Source organism: Lawsonibacter sp., from assembly GCF_022777125.1.
GTDB lineage: Bacteria > Bacillota > Clostridia > Oscillospirales > Oscillospiraceae > Lawsonibacter_A > Lawsonibacter_A hominis.
In genome coordinates this window covers 1-15,674 of record NZ_JALFGV010000077.1, presented here as the reverse complement: position 1 = coordinate 15,674, position 15,674 = coordinate 1, and the positions used below count along the sequence as shown (strand labels likewise).

Sequence of the window (15,674 nt, the reverse complement as noted above, 5' to 3'; positions counted from 1 at the left end):
GTTCCTCCTTCCAATCCTTTCCTCACAACATCATGGAATCCAGCAGTTCGCTGATCGTCGCATGGATCGACTCGCCGCCCCGCTTCCAGATTACGGCGTCCCCCTGCGCCTGCGCCGTCTCAAACAAGCCGGGGTCCGCCAGCTTATGGAAGCGAATCGCCTGGATGCGCCGCTCCATATTCACGATGGCCTCGCTCCCGTTGCAGAAACAGACGCGCAGCCGGTATTCCGGGAGTGCCTGAACGGATGCCACCGATGCCCCCACGGTAAAAACCCTCCTTTCCGGTCGATGCCCCCTTGCCTATAACACGCGGGAGCGTATCCTATCTCTGCAAGTATAGGACACGCTCCCGGTTTTTGCATCCCCCGTTCGGGGGATTTATCCAATTTTTCGGTTATTTTAAAAGCTCCACCAGACGGCTGCGCCGATCGATGTTCAGCTTTTGAAAAATGGTCTTGAGATGGGCCTTCACCGTCTCCTCCGAGATATGCAGCTGCCCGGCGATCTCCCGGTTGCGCATCCCACGGGCCGCCAGCCGGGCCACGTCCATCTCCCGTCCGCTCAGGCCGGAAATCCCCTCCTGCGCCTGCTCCAGCATCGCGAAGATCCGGCTCTCCTCGGCCTTGGTATAATGGATGTCCATCTTCCGGATCTCCCGGATGGCCTCCCCATGCCGGGCAGCAATGGACGGGAGCAGGAACAGAACGGAAAGATACTTCCGAAAGCTGGCCAGGAAGGTAAAGTTCCGGTCCCGCTCGGCCAGGGTAAGCGCATAATCCAGATGCTCGGCCGCCTTTTTGGGCTTCCCGATGGCCAGGTAGCACAGGGCCAGCCCCACATGCATGAAGTTTCGGGTCGCCACGGAGATCATCTTCGGCTCCAGCGCCAGGGATGCCTCCACCCCCGCGATGGCCCGCTTGTATTCCTTGTTCAGGATCAGGTCGGTAATGCGGGTGGTCTTTACGATAAAGTTGGTAAAGGTCAAATCGCCCAGCCGGTCCGCCTCGCCCTGGGTCCACTTGGCGGAGCGGTCGGTCTCCATCATCAGCGCCAACAGATAGCCGCGCACCGTCTCCACCATACAGCGGTTGATGGCCGTGCCCTGCAAAAACGGGTAGCCCTGCGCCTTTTCCTCCAGATACTCGACGGCCTTTTGCAACGTGAGCATGTCCGTTTGGTAGATGGCGTTGATGCCCAGCAGCAGGGCCGCGCCGTAAGTGACGCTGGCGTTTTGCCCCTGCTCGGACAAAAGCGCCGCCCGGTGGGCAAAGATCTCCGCCTCGTCGTAACGTCCCTGTACGCACAGGGCTTCCCCCCGGTACAGCTCCGCCGCGCCCGCGCCGTGATTTCCGGTAATGCGGTTGTACACCGCCATCATATGCTCCAGCCGGTCGGCGATCTCCATCATCTCGCCCGGCTTGCTGTAAAATAAGTACCACATGGAGGTACAGCCGAACAGGAAGGGCTCCCGGCAGGTAAACACCCGGGAGACGCCCTGGAGCAGCCCCTCCGCCTGCCGGTAATGCGCCTCCATCCGCGCCACATCGGGGAAATCGCCGAACGCCGCCACCATGTGCCACTCCCCCAGCAGCGCCTTCTCTCCCCGCGCCTCGATCCGGCGGCGGGATCGCTCCAGCATCGTTTCAAACGCCGCAAAATCCGCCCCCGCAAACAAGGCGTAGCACAGGCGCAGCACCGAGATGGGGTATCGCTCCTGCACCGGTTCCGGGCATTCCCGCAGCACCGTACGGGCCGCTTCCGTATACGATACGCCGCAGATAGGTTCCATCAGCAATCCCGTCAGCTCGCAGGACAAGACCCCCTCATAATCCTGCACGGCGTAAAACGCGCTTACCGCCTTCCTGGTCTGGCCATGGTCACGATACCACCTTCCCGCCGCCTGATAACAATCCCGGCGAAACGGCTCATCCGTCTGCTCCAGCTGCCGGCGCAGAAAGGCCAGCAGGATCTCATGGGGAAAATACTGCCGCCGCTGGGGAAAATAGGTCAGCAGCGGCACGCTCTCCCAAAAATTATAAGTCAGCGTCTGCCTCCGGTCCGCCGGGATGGCGAGCACCTGCTCGATCTGCTCCATGCTCAGCCGCTCAAACAGGCACAGGCGCAGCATGGTCTCGCGCCGCTCGCCGGACGCCTTCTTCCAGAACAATTCATAGATCAGCGTATCCGTATCGCAGACGGCAGTCACGTCGTTTCCGCTTTTCAGGTTCTGCAGGTAGAGGGCGACCGCTACCGCCCATCCCTCGGTCTTGGCATGGATCGCCTGCGCCTGACCCTCGGAGATCGTCAGTCCCAGTTCCGCCGCAAAGTCCCGGACGTCCCCCACTCCCAGCAGCAGGTCCCGGGCCGCAACGCGGCCGATGGTATGGGCCTCCCCCAGCAGGACGCGGAGCCGACCGAAGCTTTGGGAAATAAAAATCACATGCAGGTTTCGGTCCCGCAGCTCCGCCAGGGAGCTGAAAATCTGCGGCTGCCAGTTGCCCAGCACGAACTGGAAGTTGTCGATCACCAGATACAGCGGCTGCGCCGCGCGCAGCTCCGCAAGGAGTTCCGCCGCCCGGTTGGCGTTGCTGCGGTTGAGAAACCCCAACGCCTGCAGTCCCTCCGCCGCGGTCCGGTCCACACGCTCCAGCTGCCGGCACAGCCATCGGAAGCTGCCGTCCTGCGCGCTCTCGATGGCCGTATACCAGCATACCTGCCCCTGGTCCATCCCCTCCAGTGCCGAACGGATCGCCGTCGTCTTCCCATAGCCCGCCGGCGCCTCCACGATGGTCAGCGGCACGTCGGAAATATGAGAGAGCTTTTCCCGCAGCGCTTTGGAAAAATACCGTGGTTCCATACACTCACCTGCTCATTTCTGCAAACGCCGGACGCTTCCACCCCGTGTTTTGTCCGGGCGTCGTCATCTGTCTTCCTTACGTTCGTCAACCCTTCGATGCCGCTCTTGGTCTGAAAGCGCGTAAAGTGTACGCCTACAACCAAAACCGCGACAAGCACAACGGGGGTTACCGGGGGAAGCAAGACCCGTTTGATAATCTTTCATACCCTACCTCCCTGTTCCGCTTTCACATCGTCCAGGGAAAATTCAAAGTGCATGGCCAGCATTCGGAACAGCTCCTGCATGACTTGCTCGGAAATCTTACGGATGTCCAGCCCCGCAATGAATTCCAGCACCTTTTGCTGCTCATCCCCCGGCACGCTGTAGGCGCTCATGCTCATCACGAGGAAGCGCCTGAGCTTTCGTTCCAATGGGAAGTACATGTCGCACCTGCGTGCCATATAGCCCCGCATAATACCCGCCGAGCCGATCTCCAATTCATAAAAATCGCTCTCAGTATAGCCCGGCAGGCGGGAGCCAAAAATGCTCGCCAGCTCCAATGCGGTGTGCTGATGGATATACTCCACCGCTTCGCTCTGGGTGTACGCCTCCAGATAAATATCCCTGAGGTTCTCGTTCAGTTCTGTCAGCGTCAACTGGATGGCAGTCTCCACCGCATAGACGTAAACGGGCGGGATGCGCTCCCCGACAATCTTTCTTGCCGCGCCAAACTGATTCCCGAACATGAATTCTATCAGTTCGATGAGTACGCCGTCCTTGGCACGGAAAATGTTCTGAAAGGTGCTGACCGACACATCGGCATCCCTTACAATTTCTGCCACCGTAGTGCGGTTGTAACCCTTTTCCAGGAACAGGCGGACGCAGGCGGTCAGAATTCTTTTCTTTGCAGCGAGGCTTGCGCTTGTAATTGCCACACCAATTACTCCTTTCATTTTAAATTGGTTTATATACCATATATAGCTTACAATTAAAGCAATTGCAAGCGGTTTTAAAAATTTCTCCGGCAAATTGTAGGTTTTTGCAGAATTTGCAACTCCATTAACAGGGTACTATAATCGAGGCGCCCTCAGACAACAACAGAAAACGTCCTCACCATCTGTCGGTATCGGCAAACAGCTTTCCAAATCAGGATTGTGCTTTCACGAGTGCAAAGACATGCTCTCATCTTGTTCGAACGGGTCATTTTTCGTGTTATCTGCACTTGAGTCGTATGCGTGATCTGAGAGATTGCTTTTGACCCAGGAGGGATGGGAATCGAGTTTATAGCGGATACGCTTGTCTAACGGTTCTTTGTAACGGCATCTCCCGCTTTTCGGCTCTAAGATCGCCACTATCGCCAAATACGGCCGCTTCTCCTTCCGTCAGCAACCGGAAAGACATCGTGGCGTCTGGAACATTTGCAGCCGTTCCCTTGATTGCGTGGACGATCCGGCTGTCTTTTTCTGCATTGGCATGCCTTTCAGGGGCTGTTGACAAAGTCTGTTTTCAAAAATACGGCCTTGCAAAAAGTTCATCAAATAGCATATATTTTACAGTAAATAACAACAAACAAGCAAGAAAAACCTATTTGCTTTTTCGATAAGGGACTTTGTCAACAGCCCCTTTTCATTACGCAAATTCCATGTGTTCCCTTATTTCCGGATGGAACCTTAGCGCGCGCTGCCCGGCCTGCCTTGGGGCCGTGGGCGGCGCGGCAATGATGGTTTCGACAGCGTCGTGCATCCGGCTCAACTCGCAAGGCAGTTTTCCCCGCACCGCAGCACGGCCGGACCATAGATATTCATTTCCCCAACGCCTTTTGCGTCCGCACCATTGACAATTCGCCGTTCCGGCTGGACAGGCCCGTTTGTTCCTTTATGCCCCTATTTTACCGCGCACAGCCGCTTTCCCGTGTGGTATTGCCTGCGCTTATCAAATCTTTTAAAAATTGCGATAACAAAAACGGCATGGACCCGGACGCCGGCCCCGTTCCGCAGCCTATGCCGCCCCGCCCCCTTACGGAATCAAACGATAATGTGTTTTCGCCTCTTGCTATTTTCGCAAAAATCGCGTATACTGACCTTACAATTCAATCAAAACTATCCAAGTGCCGCTCCGCGCAGGAGCGGGTAATAGGGAATCGGGTGCAAATCCCGAACGATCCGGTCACTGTGAACGGGGAGTCTGCCGCACAACGCCATTGTCCATCAGGATGAGAAGGCGCGGCCGATGCCGATCCGCAAGTCAGGAAACCTGCTTGGATGGAACGATGAGGTATCTTCCGCAGAGAGCAGCTCATCTGAAACAGCGCCGGGACCGGTGTGCCAACAGGGCCGCCGCGTCCGCTTGCCGCCGTACTCAGGGCCCCGCTTTCCAAGAAGCTTGGAAAGCGGGGCCTTTTGTTGCAGAGAGGCGTTCTTTTTGCGGTGATATGATTTTAAACCGGAAGGAGACCCCTTTATGAAACGTGCGAAATCCCTCTTGTGCCTGCTCCTGCTCCTGCTGCTGACCGTGTCTGCCTGTGCCGCACCCAGCGGGGGCGCTTCCTCCGCCCGTACCCCCGCCCCTTCCCCCAGCGCCGGACCCGCGGCGGAGCCCACCCCAGAGCCGGTGTCTGAGACCTATACCTTTACCGACGGCCGCAGCAAGGAGGTCACCGTCGACCGCAATCCGCAGCGGGTAGTCTGCACCTATGGCTCCTACTGCCCTTTGTGGTACGAGTGCGGCGGGACTCTGGTCTACCGCAAGGATATCTATTCCTCCTATTCTCCTCTGCCCGCGGAGCTGGAGGCGGTCCCCATCCTGGCCGACGGCGAGACCATCAGCGCCGAGGTGGTGCTGGAGGCCGAGCCCGACCTGGTCATCATGAACAACAGCAAGAGCGATCTGGAGATGGCCGAACTGCTGGAGGCCGCCGGAGTCCCCTGCCTGGTCTACGGCTATAAGACCTTCGAGCAGTATCTGGACCTGGTCAAGATCTTCACCGAGCTGACCGTGCGCCCCGACCTGTACGAGACCTATGCCACCGACGTAAAAGCCCGCGTGGACGCCGTGCGGGAAACGGTGGCGGGCCACTCGGCGGAGGCGGTGCTCATTATGCCCTCTGCCAGCGGTCCCAGCTTCACCAGCGCGGACACCATGTGCGGCAGCATGCTGTTGGATCTGAACTGTAAGCTGCTGTCCTACCCCGACGGCGACGTTACCCGGGAGAAGTATGAGTTCAGCATGGAGAAGCTGCTGGAGCTGGACCCCCAGTATATCCTTACCGCCGGCGGCGGGGACGATCAGCAGGCCGCCGCCCGGCGAGTCCTTGAGCTGCCCGGCTTCACCGACCTGACCGCCTACAAGGAGGGCCGCTACCGCCACCTGGACGTGAGCATGTACATGTACAAGCCCAACGGCCGTTATGCCGATGCCTATGAGCAGCTGGCCGCCTTCCTCTATCCCGAGCTCTTCGCGTAAGCGGCGCGCCCATGGAACGCACACACGCGCGCCCGGAGCGGCCCTGCGGCCTGACCCGCCGGAGGCGGCTTGCCAAACTGCTGCTGCTGGCCGTGCTGCTGGCCGCGGTCTTCCTGGCCGGAACGATGTTCGGCGCGGTGGACGTAAGCGCCCCGGACATCCTGCGGATCCTTCTGTTCGGACAGGACAGCGGCGTCTATACCACCATCATCCGGGAGGTGCGTTTTCCCCGGAACCTCCTGGCCTGCATGGTGGGGGCGTGCCTGGCCCTGTCCGGCGCGATCATGCAGGGCATGATGCGCAACCCCATGGCCTCGCCCAGTATTCTGGGCGTCACCAGCGGCGCGTCGGTCACCACCTACATCATGTATCTCTTTTTCCCCGCCGCCTCGTCCCTGATCCCGCTCGGGGCGTTCTGCGGAGCCCTGGCGACCACGTTTCTCATTTTCGTGTTCGCCTGGAAGGGCGGGCTGAATCCGGTACGCTTTATTCTCTCCGGCGTGGCCCTCTCCGCCATCCTTTCGGCGGTAAACAACATCCTCACCATCCGCTTTCCCGACGCGCTGCAGGGGATGGCCGGCTTCATGGTGGGCGGCCTGTCCGCCCGGAGCTGGCCCCATGTGCGGATGATCCTTCCCTACTTTCTGGCGGGCCTGGCGCTGGCCCTGCTGTATGCCGGCAAGCTCAACGTGCTTCTGCTGGGGGACGAGCTGGCGGTCGGCCTGGGCGTCAACGTGGACCGCACCCGGATCGCCCTGATCGCGGTCTCCTCCCTGCTGGCGGCTTCCGCTGTGTCGGTGGCCGGGATGATCAGCTTTGTGGGCCTGTGCGTGCCCCATATCATGCGGATGTTCATCGGCTCGGATTACCGTTATCTCATCCCGGCCTCCGCCCTGGGCGGGGCCGTCACCCTGACCTTCTGCGATATGGTGGGCCGGGTGGTGCTGCGCCCTTCGGAGATCCCCGTGGGGATCATCCTGGCCCTGCTGGGGGCCCCCTTCTTCCTGTGGATGCTGCGGGAGCGGGAGGTGTAGCCATGCAGCCATATCTGATGCACGCCCAGGACCTGCGGGTGGAACTGGGCCATACTCTGATCGTCCGGGACGTGACCCTGGGCATACGGGATCGGGAGATCCTGACCATCATCGGCCCCAACGGCTCGGGCAAGAGCACCCTGGTCCGCGGCATGTGCCGTCTGCTGAAGCCCTCCGGCGGCCGGGTACTGCTGGAAGGCCGGGATCTGCAGGAACTGAAGCGCACCCAGATCGCCCGGCGCATCGCCGTCCTGCCCCAGAAAAAGAGCATCCCGGCCGACATTACCGTGGAGCGGCTGGTCCAGTACGGCCGGGTTCCCTACGCCCGCTTCGGCGGACGGCTGACCCGGGAAGACAACGCCGTGGTGGACCGGATGCTGGCCCTGACCGGGACGGAACGCTTCCGCTTCCGCAGCGTGGCCACCCTCTCCGGCGGCGAGGCCCAGATGGCCTGGATCGCCATGGCCCTGGCCCAGCAGCCCGACATCCTCTTTTTAGACGAACCCACCACGTTTCTGGACATCTCTTATCAGCTGGCTGTGCTGTCGCTGGTCCGACAGCTTCAGGCCGAAGCGCGCATCAGCGTCGTCATGGTGCTCCACGACCTGAACCAGGCCGCCCTGAATTCCGACCGTCTGGCCATCCTTCAGGCGGGGCGTCTGAAGGCCGTTGGGACGCCGGAGGAGCTTTGCCGGCCGGAGATGTTCCGGGATATCTTCCGGGTAGAGACGGAGCGGGTGTCCTTCGACCGGGGCAAGAACTACTATATTCCCCTCAAAATGACACCGGAGGAGCGATGAAATGTTAAAGGTCGCCGTTTATGGAAAGGGCGGGATCGGCAAATCCACCACTGTTTCCAATCTGGCCGCCGCCCTGGCCGGGCGTGGCCTGCGGGTGATGCAGGTGGGCTGCGATCCCAAGGCCGATTCCACCCGTACGCTCATGGGCGGGCGCCGCATCCCCACCATTCTGGACGCCCTGCGCTCCGGCGCCGCTCCCGCGCTGGAGGACATCGTCTTTCCCGGGGAGGGCGGCGTGCTGTGCGCTGAGGCCGGAGGGCCCGCCCCCGGCCGCGGCTGTGCCGGGAAGGGCATCGTCACCGCCTTTGAGCAGTTGGCCGCCCTGCGGGCCTATGAGATCTGCCGGCCCGACGTGGTTTTGTACGATGTGCTGGGCGACGTGGTCTGCGGGGGCTTTGCCATGCCCCTGCGGGGCGGCTATGCCGACGTGGTGCTGGTGGTGACCAGCGGGGAGCTCATGTCCTTATATGCCGCTGGAAACATCTGCTCTGCGGTGCGGGAGTTTTCGCAATACTCCGGCCTGATCCTGGGCGGTCTGGTGATCAACGAGCGGAATATCCCGCATGAGGCGGAGCGCATCCGGGCCTTCGCAGAGGAAAACCAGCTCCCCATCGTGGCCCGCATCCCCCGGTGCGGTCTGGTGCAGGAGGCGGAGGAGGCCGGAAGCACCGTTGTGGCCCGCTTTCCGGACAGCGGACAGGCGCTTGTTTATCAGGCTCTTGCAGACCGGCTGATCGGGGCCTGGGGCGGCGGGATCGGAGGGCGGACGGATGCGCCTGCGTGAGTATACCGCCGCCAGGGCGGTCCCGCGGTACAGCTGCGCCATCTCGCCGGGGAAGCATTGCCCCCTCTTCGGCGCGGGTGCGGTCCTGCGGGGGATCGGCGGCATTACGCTTTTGTACCTGGGGACCCAGGACTGTGTCTATTACGCCCAGAAGGCCGCCCTGGAGCACCGGCTTTCCGCCCCGAGCGGGGCGGAAAGCTCCCGGGTGCTGGCGCTCCAGCTGTCCGATGCGGATCTGATCTTCGGCATCCGGCCCCAGCTGGAGCAGCTCCTGGAGCGCGAAGCCCGGCGCGCGGGGACCCGGGGCGTATTTCTGGTGACCTCCTGCAGCGTGGAACTTCTGTCTGAAGACCTGCAAAGCGTAGTGGACGCCGTCGGCAGGCGCACCGGCAAGACGCTTGCGCTCATCCCCACGGAGCATTTCAGAACCTTCAGCTATTTCGAGGGGATGGAGGCCGCCCTGTCCGCCCTGGTCCGAGGGCTGAAGCCCAGGCCGCCGCAGGCAAGGGCCTTTGCCGTCCTGGGCGTGCGCCATCGGGGCGCAGAGCGGGCCGAGCCGGTACGCTTCCTGCAGGAGCGCGGCTACACCCTCCAGAGCATCCTTCCCTATGAGGCCAGCCTGGATCAGATCGAAGCGCTGCCCGGCGTCTCCTTTACGCTGGTTCTGGACGGGACGGGACTGGGAGTCGCCCGGTCCCTCCAGTCGGAGTTCGGTATTCCCTTCGTCCGTTTCGACCAAAAGCTGGACCTGGACCGGATCACGGAAGCTTGGCGCCAGCTGGCCCGGCTGACCGGCGAACCTCTGGCATCCTGGATCGGCGCCCAGCGCCGGGAGGCCGCCGCCCGGTCGGAGGCGCTGCGTCCCCTGGTGGGCGGCAAGACCTTTTTTTACAGCCAGGTCATCCTCTATCCTTTTGAGACCTGCCTGTTCCTGTCCCGCCTGGGGATGATCCCCACCTGCATTTTTCTGGGCAGCGTGCTGGACCACACGGACGAGTCCCGTCTGGCGCTGGCCGGGCAGGCCGATCCGCTGCTGCTGCAAAACGCCAGTTCGGACGCCGTGGAGGCCATGCTGGCCGAACAGACGCCGGATTACTTCATCGGCGCCGCAGGCCAGGCGATCCGGCGCTATCCTGTGCGCCACGTAAACTTCCGCACCATCCCGGTGGAGGCCGGCTTTTCCTTCTACCGCAGCTGCCTGTCTCAGCTTGGGGACGCCGCCGGGGCCGCAGGAGAGGAGTACGCGCGATGAACGTGTTTGAGACCCTGCCTCCCATATCGCCCCGGATGGGCTTTCTGCGGACCGTATCCGGCTGGCTGGACGCCGCCCTGGTGGAGTTCGGCCCGGAAGGGACTATGCACTACGCCCAGTCCGCTCTCCAGGGCGGGGCGGAAAACCTCTTTACCTCCGGCATGGAGGAACGTCAGGTCATTTTCGGGGACACCCGGCCGCTGGAAGACGCGCTCCGGGCGGTAGATGCGGCCCGTGCCCCCGGTCTGCTTTTTCTTACCTCTTCTCCGGTCAGCGAGATCATCGGCGCTGATCTGGAACAAGTCCGCCGCCAGCTGCAGCCCGGTCTTCGGGCCCGCTTGTCCGTGTGGGACCGGGTGCCGGTGCAGGGCACGGAGCAGGACGGGCAGCGCAGCGCCTATGCCGCAGGGGCCGATTACCTGCGCACCCTGCCGCCCAAAGCGGACCGCGGCGCGGCCGGCGGCGTCGTGGTGCTGGGGCTGGACCAGACCGATTGGAACGGCCGTTCCGATCTGAACGAACTGCGCCGCATGTTCGCGGACTATTTCGGCCTGGCCTGCCGCAACGACCCGCAGGGCCGCTACCGCCTGGAGGAACTTCGATCCGCCCGGCTGCTGCTGGCCGCTTCTCCCGCTGCGCTGCCGTTGGCGGAAGCCGCGCAGGCGCTGTGGGGCGTTCCCGTTTGCCGGGGGCTTCCTTACGGGGTACGGGGCAGCGCCCGGCTGGTGGAATCCGTATCCCGCCTTTTGGAACAGGCGCCCTCCCCGGCCTGGTCAGCCGACCGCCGGGAGGCGGAGCAGGCCGTGCGGGAATTCCAATTTGCCCTCCGCCCCTGGCCAAAACGGGAGCTCCGGCTCTGTGTGCGGCCGGAACGCGCAGCTTGTTTGGCTTCCTTTCTTTCCGGCGAACTGAAGCTTTCCGTCTCGACGCCGCCGGAGCACGCGTTTCTGACGCAGCCTCCAGCCGGGGCGGTCCTGCTGGGCAGCGGCATTTTGTGCCGCCTGTATCCGCAGCACCCTTCCCTGTGCCTGGATACGCCCGTCCTTCACCAGCAATTGTTCAGCACCCATCTTCCGTTCGCAGGGATCCGGGGTACGGCGAATCTGCTGTCCGCCCTATACCCCCTCCTGACGGAGGATGTCTGATCGCGGACACTCGCCGCGTCTGTCTGCGCTTCGTGAGTCCCACGAAGTGACTCATTTCCATTCTGGCCGGCAGGACCTCCGGAGCGCGTCGTCCGCGCGTTCCGGAGGTCCTGCCCGTTTCTGCCGTTCAACCGGGCCAAACGGGTCCGCATCCGTTTAATACGCTTTCCCAGAAGCGGGCCCCCGATGAACGCATCCCGTGCAGAGTGCAGAAGAAGGCCCATACCCCCGCCGAAACGCCTTTTCCATTCCGACGCCGAACAGAAGGAACGGTTGATCGCATAAGGAAGTTGGACGCCTAAGGCATCACCGCACAATTCCCCTCACACATCTTGGCGGCCAATTTGCCCCACAGATGCGTTGCAAAACCTTGTAATACACAAAGTATTCCTGCGGTTTTGCACCTTTTTGCGGCACAAATTTTCGCGCCGATCCGCACGCGTTGAATGATGCGGGAATGCCTTGACAAAAAATCCATATTGATTCTCTCCGTATGGTAGATGGAGTTCCTACACAGCACCTGCCAAGGGAGGGCGATCACTATGGACTGCCAAGATCAGATCACAGAAGGCGCAGAACGCAGGAAGAGACAGCATCTTGGACGCGAAGAAAGAGGAGCCATCCAGCATCGCAAGCGTCAGGTCCGGGCCGGCAATCTTGATTTGGCTGTGACGGAGCTGCCGGAGGCGGTGAAGCGAACGCGACACAAAACGTTGAAGCCCCGCGTGGACAAAAAGAACTACGGCAGCAGCATCTCTATGCAGTCTGTAATTGCAGCGCTTCGCATCAGGGAAGACCACGGGGAAGGCGATACCGTGGTGGACAGGAAGTCTGGCAAGAAGGCCGTTAGCCTCTCTCTGTTGGAGAAGGAAGCGGAAAGCTACGTCGCCCTCCATCTTCCCGGCAAGAACCTGGATTCCGTGCTGAACGCCACGCAGCTGCGCAAAGAGGCGTTTGGGGAAACGCTCTCGCAGGTCTTTAAGACTATTACCGGGGACAACGGCCCGGAGTTCTCCGGTTTTGCCCGGGTTGAAAACTGGGGCAGCCAGGTCTCCTCCGCCCCCCTCCCCCTCTTGGGAACGTCCTCAGAATGAGCGCCATAACGGCCTGCTTCGGACTTTCGTCCCAAAAGGCGTATCCATAGAATCATTCTACCCTGCGTACCTTCTGCCTGCTGCTGATGAGCTGAACGGGAGGCCCCGCAAGAAGCGGGGCTGCCGTCCCCGGAAGAACGGTTTGAACGGCTCCTCGCCTCTGTTTACGCAGCCGCGTAACCGTCTGTCGGCGTTTTGCAGGTCGCGCCGCGCTTCCACACGGGCCTTTGGCCGGAGCGTATTCCATTGGCACCGGGGAAGGCATGCCGCTGTTCCAGCCTGACAAAACCAAACACGCCCGCAAACCTGTCCCTGACGCGCCAAAAGAAGGTACCGTCCCTGAAATCCCGAGACGGTACCTTCTTTGGTTGGGGGGGGAAGGATTTGAGCCTTCGGCCTCCGCGTGATTGTGCGCCGAATTTGAACGGGAGCCCGCCTGGCCGTAAATCTGAGCAGGCCTGGATGGTCGCCTTGCCCCCCTTTGGTACGCTGACCTGGCGCATATCACAAGCGGGTTTGATATAGTGGCCTTTGGGTCTGTACGTTTTAGGGGCATCTGCAATCCTGCACTCCGTTTACAGCCCTCGCCGCTTCTGACGGCCATACTCTATTTGATACTGTTTGATTTTCCGGCAGACCGTAGACGCATGCAGATTCAGCTTCTTCCCTGCTTCCTGCAGTGTGGAAGAACCGTGCAAGGCGTATTCTAACAGCTGTTTTTCATAGGCGCATACAGCGGCATTGAAGTCAATTTCTTCTTCCAGGCCCTGGACGGCAGGTACCATGGGCTTACGCGGCTCTTCGGCCAGGAGCACCCCTTTGTCAAGATTCAAAAGCCCCGCCAGCATCTCGTCTCCCACTTGTCCGATCCCGGAGCTGCATAGAACTAAGTATTCGATCAGATTCTCCAGTTCCCGGATATTGCCCGGCCATGAATATTCCTTCATATAGTCCAACTGACGCTGGGTCAGGTGAAAACTTCGGCTGTATTTCCGGCTGAAGCGGTCGATAAAATGATCACAGAGGGCTTCCAAGTCCTGCTGCCGCTCCCGCAGGGGCGGTACACGGATCGGGATCACATTTAGGCGATAATACAGATCCTGGCGGAATCCCCCTTCCGCCACCTTCTTTTTGAGATCCGCATTGGTCAGCGCCAGGAAGCGGATGTTCAGCCGGATTGGCTTGGTACCGCCAATCCGGGTGATCTCTTGGGATTGGATTGCGCGCAGGAGTTTCACCTGGAGATCCATCGACATATCGCCGATCTCATCCAGCATGAGCGTACCGTTGTTGGCATACTCGAACAGGCCGATCTTTCCCTTGGTATTGGCTCCGGTAAACGCGCCTTTCTCATAACCGAACAGCTCCGATTCCAACAAGTGAGCCGGAATGGAAGCACAGTTGATCTTTACATATGGTTTGTCGTTGCGCAGGCTCCTGCGGTAGATCTCATCTGCGATGACCTCTTTCCCCACGCCCGACTCCCCGGTAATCAGAATGGACGCATCTGTGGGGGCGACATGATCGATCAGGACACCAATCTGCTCCAGGGAGCCATAGCGCCCAACCATCCCCTCGGACAGCTCCTTGGCGGATTCCTTATTGATCGACTTCGGCTTTAGAGAATTCACCTCGTGGACAAACGTTTCAAAATCATCCTGAAGGGAACGCAGAGAGGGGATCGGGCGGCTGCACGCTACCACCTGCCGTAAGCTTCCGTCGGGACGAAACAGCGGCGTGCCCACGACGTATCCCATAAGGGGCTGCTCCGTCTTGTAAGTTGTAGAGAGACGAAACACCTGCTTTTTCCCCTCCAGCACGCTGCAGACCGCTCCTCCGGTAAACAGCTTGTCCGTCCCAATCAGCTGGTGGATATCTTTCCCCAGCACGTCCTCCTCTGTAATGCCGGTATTTTTAGTGTAGGCAAGATTAATATATAGAACGATCCCGTCGGCATCTGTAATCAGAAGGCTGTCGTCCAGGTGATCCGTCACTTCTTTAAAGTCGATCCCCCGGTCATGGAACACCGCCAAGGCTCGGTCGATTCCATTGAGCGCGGTCACAAGGTGCTGGTCCTGTACCGAGGCGATCAACTTCTGCAGTGCAATGCGTGTATCGCGGATTGCGACATATTGGTCCATATCATTTTCCTTTCCTGGAGAGGCCGGCGTTAAATTTTATTATCATAGTATATCATAATTTCCGTTTTGCAACAAGAAAAGAAAAGCGCATTGCACATTTGCAATCTGCAACAAGGAAGCCGATAAAAAATCGACGTTTTTTGTCGCATACAGGGAAATAACGCTGTAACATGGGCACGTTCCCACTACGGCCATTTTTCAGCGAACGTTCCGGAAAGTTGGCATGACGCTTGCAGGCATTATATATAGTCCTCCCGCAAAGGTATATCGATCCTGTCAAATCAAAAAAGAAGGAGAAATTACATTATGGGAAAGCAAGTGCTCGTAGACCTGTCCCACCCCTTTGGCCGCGGTAACCCGCTGTGGCCGTCCAACGGCGATTTCCACATCGACCGGGTGCAGCATATGCCTATGCATTATCGGCTGCTCCAGACCTTTAACGACTTCCACATGCACAACTCGACCCATGCCGACTCCCCCTCCCACGTGATCCCGGAATCCCCGTACACCCATGAGCTCCCGCTGGAGAATTATTACGGGGAAGCGGTCTGTCTGGACATCCCCAAAAAGCACTGGGAGCTGATCACCGTAGCGGATATCGAGAATGCGGCGGCCAGAGTGGAGGGCGGCATCAAAGAAGGCGACTGGGTGCTGATCTGTACCGGCATGAATCAGCGCTGGGGCGAAAATGACGACTATTTTGCGTACAGTCCCGGCCTTTCTATTGAAGGCGCACACTGGTTCGTCGACCACAGGGTGAAGGGCGTCGGCTTTGACCTGCAGGCGCTGGATCACATCCTGTATACGTATGCGGCCGAACACGGCCCCGGCCCCTATGTCCCCCGGATCGTTGAGCAGTACGTCAAGGAGTTTGGCCACTCGCCCCTGGAAGATTTCCCGGAATGGGAGCCGGTGCATGAGATCCTGCTGGGCAACAACGTCATGGGCATCGAAAACCTGGGCGGCGATATCGAAAAGGTCAAGGGCCAGAGATTTATGTTCTGCGCATTCCCCCTGCGGTGGTATATGGGCGACGGCACGATCGTGCGCGCCGTCGCGTTTATTGATGAGGACAAGCTCAACAAGGACGTCCCCGACCGCGTCTACAAGTACGGCGTGTATTGA

The 15,674-nt window shown here is 60.2% G+C and carries 12 protein-coding genes and 1 riboswitch; of the genes, 8 read left to right on the top strand and 4 right to left on the bottom strand.

Translation table 11 applies throughout. From position 1 onward, the window contains the following. Nucleotides 1–22: 22 nt before the first annotated feature. From MR825_RS06645 to MR825_RS06635, 3 genes are all read right to left on the bottom strand, one after another. Complete coding sequence (locus tag MR825_RS06645; protein ID WP_186906939.1) at nt 23–265, bottom strand: DUF2442 domain-containing protein; 243 nt, start codon at nt 263–265, stop codon at nt 23–25. A gap of 130 nt (nt 266–395) precedes the next feature. Then, nucleotides 396–2,858, bottom strand: coding sequence for a helix-turn-helix transcriptional regulator (locus tag MR825_RS06640; protein ID WP_287879686.1), 2,463 nt, complete (start codon nt 2,856–2,858; stop codon nt 396–398). 200 nt (nt 2,859–3,058) lie between these two features. Further along, nucleotides 3,059–3,772, bottom strand: coding sequence for a TetR/AcrR family transcriptional regulator (locus MR825_RS06635; protein ID WP_256175092.1), 714 nt, complete (start codon nt 3,770–3,772; stop codon nt 3,059–3,061). A gap of 1,153 nt (nt 3,773–4,925) precedes the next feature. Then, nucleotides 4,926–5,112: riboswitch (cobalamin riboswitch) on the top strand. Nucleotides 5,113–5,297: 185 nt separating this feature from the next. Here MR825_RS06635 and MR825_RS06630 point away from each other — a divergent pair. The 7 genes from MR825_RS06630 to MR825_RS06600 all read left to right on the top strand — a co-directional run bounded on the left by MR825_RS06630 (nt 5,298) and on the right by MR825_RS06600 (nt 12,408). Further along, nucleotides 5,298–6,299 carry an ABC transporter substrate-binding protein gene (locus tag MR825_RS06630; protein WP_287879682.1) on the top strand — a complete coding sequence of 334 codons (1,002 nt, stop codon included), beginning with the start codon at nt 5,298–5,300 and terminating at the stop codon, nt 6,297–6,299. An 11-nt stretch (nt 6,300–6,310) separates the two neighbouring features. Then, nucleotides 6,311–7,333 carry a FecCD family ABC transporter permease gene (locus tag MR825_RS06625; RefSeq protein WP_186906942.1) on the top strand — a complete coding sequence of 341 codons (1,023 nt, stop codon included), beginning with the start codon at nt 6,311–6,313 and terminating at the stop codon, nt 7,331–7,333. Nucleotides 7,334–7,335: 2 nt separating this feature from the next. Next, nucleotides 7,336–8,133 (top strand): ABC transporter ATP-binding protein, encoded by a 798-nt coding sequence (locus tag MR825_RS06620; protein ID WP_186906943.1) that lies wholly within the window; start codon nt 7,336–7,338, stop codon nt 8,131–8,133. A 1-nt stretch (nt 8,134) separates the two neighbouring features. Then, nucleotides 8,135–8,917: a nucleotide-binding protein gene (locus MR825_RS06615; protein ID WP_186906944.1), complete on the top strand. Its 783-nt coding sequence runs from the start codon at nt 8,135–8,137 to the stop codon at nt 8,915–8,917. Further along, complete coding sequence (locus MR825_RS06610; protein WP_287879679.1) at nt 8,904–10,169, top strand: nitrogenase component 1; 1,266 nt, start codon at nt 8,904–8,906, stop codon at nt 10,167–10,169. The genes MR825_RS06615 and MR825_RS06610 overlap by 14 nt, the downstream gene beginning before the upstream one ends. Then, nucleotides 10,166–11,314, top strand: coding sequence for a nitrogenase component 1 (locus MR825_RS06605; protein ID WP_186906946.1), 1,149 nt, complete (start codon nt 10,166–10,168; stop codon nt 11,312–11,314). The genes MR825_RS06610 and MR825_RS06605 overlap by 4 nt, the downstream gene beginning before the upstream one ends. Before the next feature lie 542 nt (nt 11,315–11,856). Next, entirely contained in the window at nt 11,857–12,408 is a 552-nt protein-coding gene (locus MR825_RS06600) for a hypothetical protein (protein WP_287879676.1), read from the top strand. 575 nt (nt 12,409–12,983) lie between these two features. Here MR825_RS06600 and MR825_RS06595 read toward each other — a convergent pair. After that, on the bottom strand, nt 12,984–14,549 hold the full coding sequence (locus MR825_RS06595; RefSeq protein ID WP_287879674.1) for a sigma-54 interaction domain-containing protein: 1,566 nt from the start codon (nt 14,547–14,549) through the stop codon (nt 12,984–12,986). Between the two features lie 306 nt (nt 14,550–14,855). On the opposite strand from MR825_RS06595, the gene MR825_RS06590 reads away from it, so the two are divergent. Next, nucleotides 14,856–15,674, top strand: coding sequence for a cyclase family protein (locus MR825_RS06590; RefSeq protein WP_287879672.1), 819 nt, complete (start codon nt 14,856–14,858; stop codon nt 15,672–15,674).

Coding starts and splice junctions, on each gene's coding strand:
- MR825_RS06640 (WP_287879686.1), bottom strand. CDS start 2,858: ATGGAACCACGGTATTTTTCCAAAGCGCTGCGGGAAAAGCTCTCTCAT.
- MR825_RS06630 (WP_287879682.1), top strand. CDS start 5,298: ATGAAACGTGCGAAATCCCTCTTGTGCCTGCTCCTGCTCCTGCTGCTG.
- MR825_RS06625 (WP_186906942.1), top strand. CDS start 6,311: ATGGAACGCACACACGCGCGCCCGGAGCGGCCCTGCGGCCTGACCCGC.
- MR825_RS06620 (WP_186906943.1), top strand. CDS start 7,336: ATGCAGCCATATCTGATGCACGCCCAGGACCTGCGGGTGGAACTGGGC.
- MR825_RS06615 (WP_186906944.1), top strand. CDS start 8,135: ATGTTAAAGGTCGCCGTTTATGGAAAGGGCGGGATCGGCAAATCCACC.
- MR825_RS06610 (WP_287879679.1), top strand. CDS start 8,904: ATGCGCCTGCGTGAGTATACCGCCGCCAGGGCGGTCCCGCGGTACAGC.
- MR825_RS06605 (WP_186906946.1), top strand. CDS start 10,166: ATGAACGTGTTTGAGACCCTGCCTCCCATATCGCCCCGGATGGGCTTT.
- MR825_RS06600 (WP_287879676.1), top strand. CDS start 11,857: ATGGACTGCCAAGATCAGATCACAGAAGGCGCAGAACGCAGGAAGAGA.
- MR825_RS06595 (WP_287879674.1), bottom strand. CDS start 14,549: ATGGACCAATATGTCGCAATCCGCGATACACGCATTGCACTGCAGAAG.
- MR825_RS06590 (WP_287879672.1), top strand. CDS start 14,856: ATGGGAAAGCAAGTGCTCGTAGACCTGTCCCACCCCTTTGGCCGCGGT.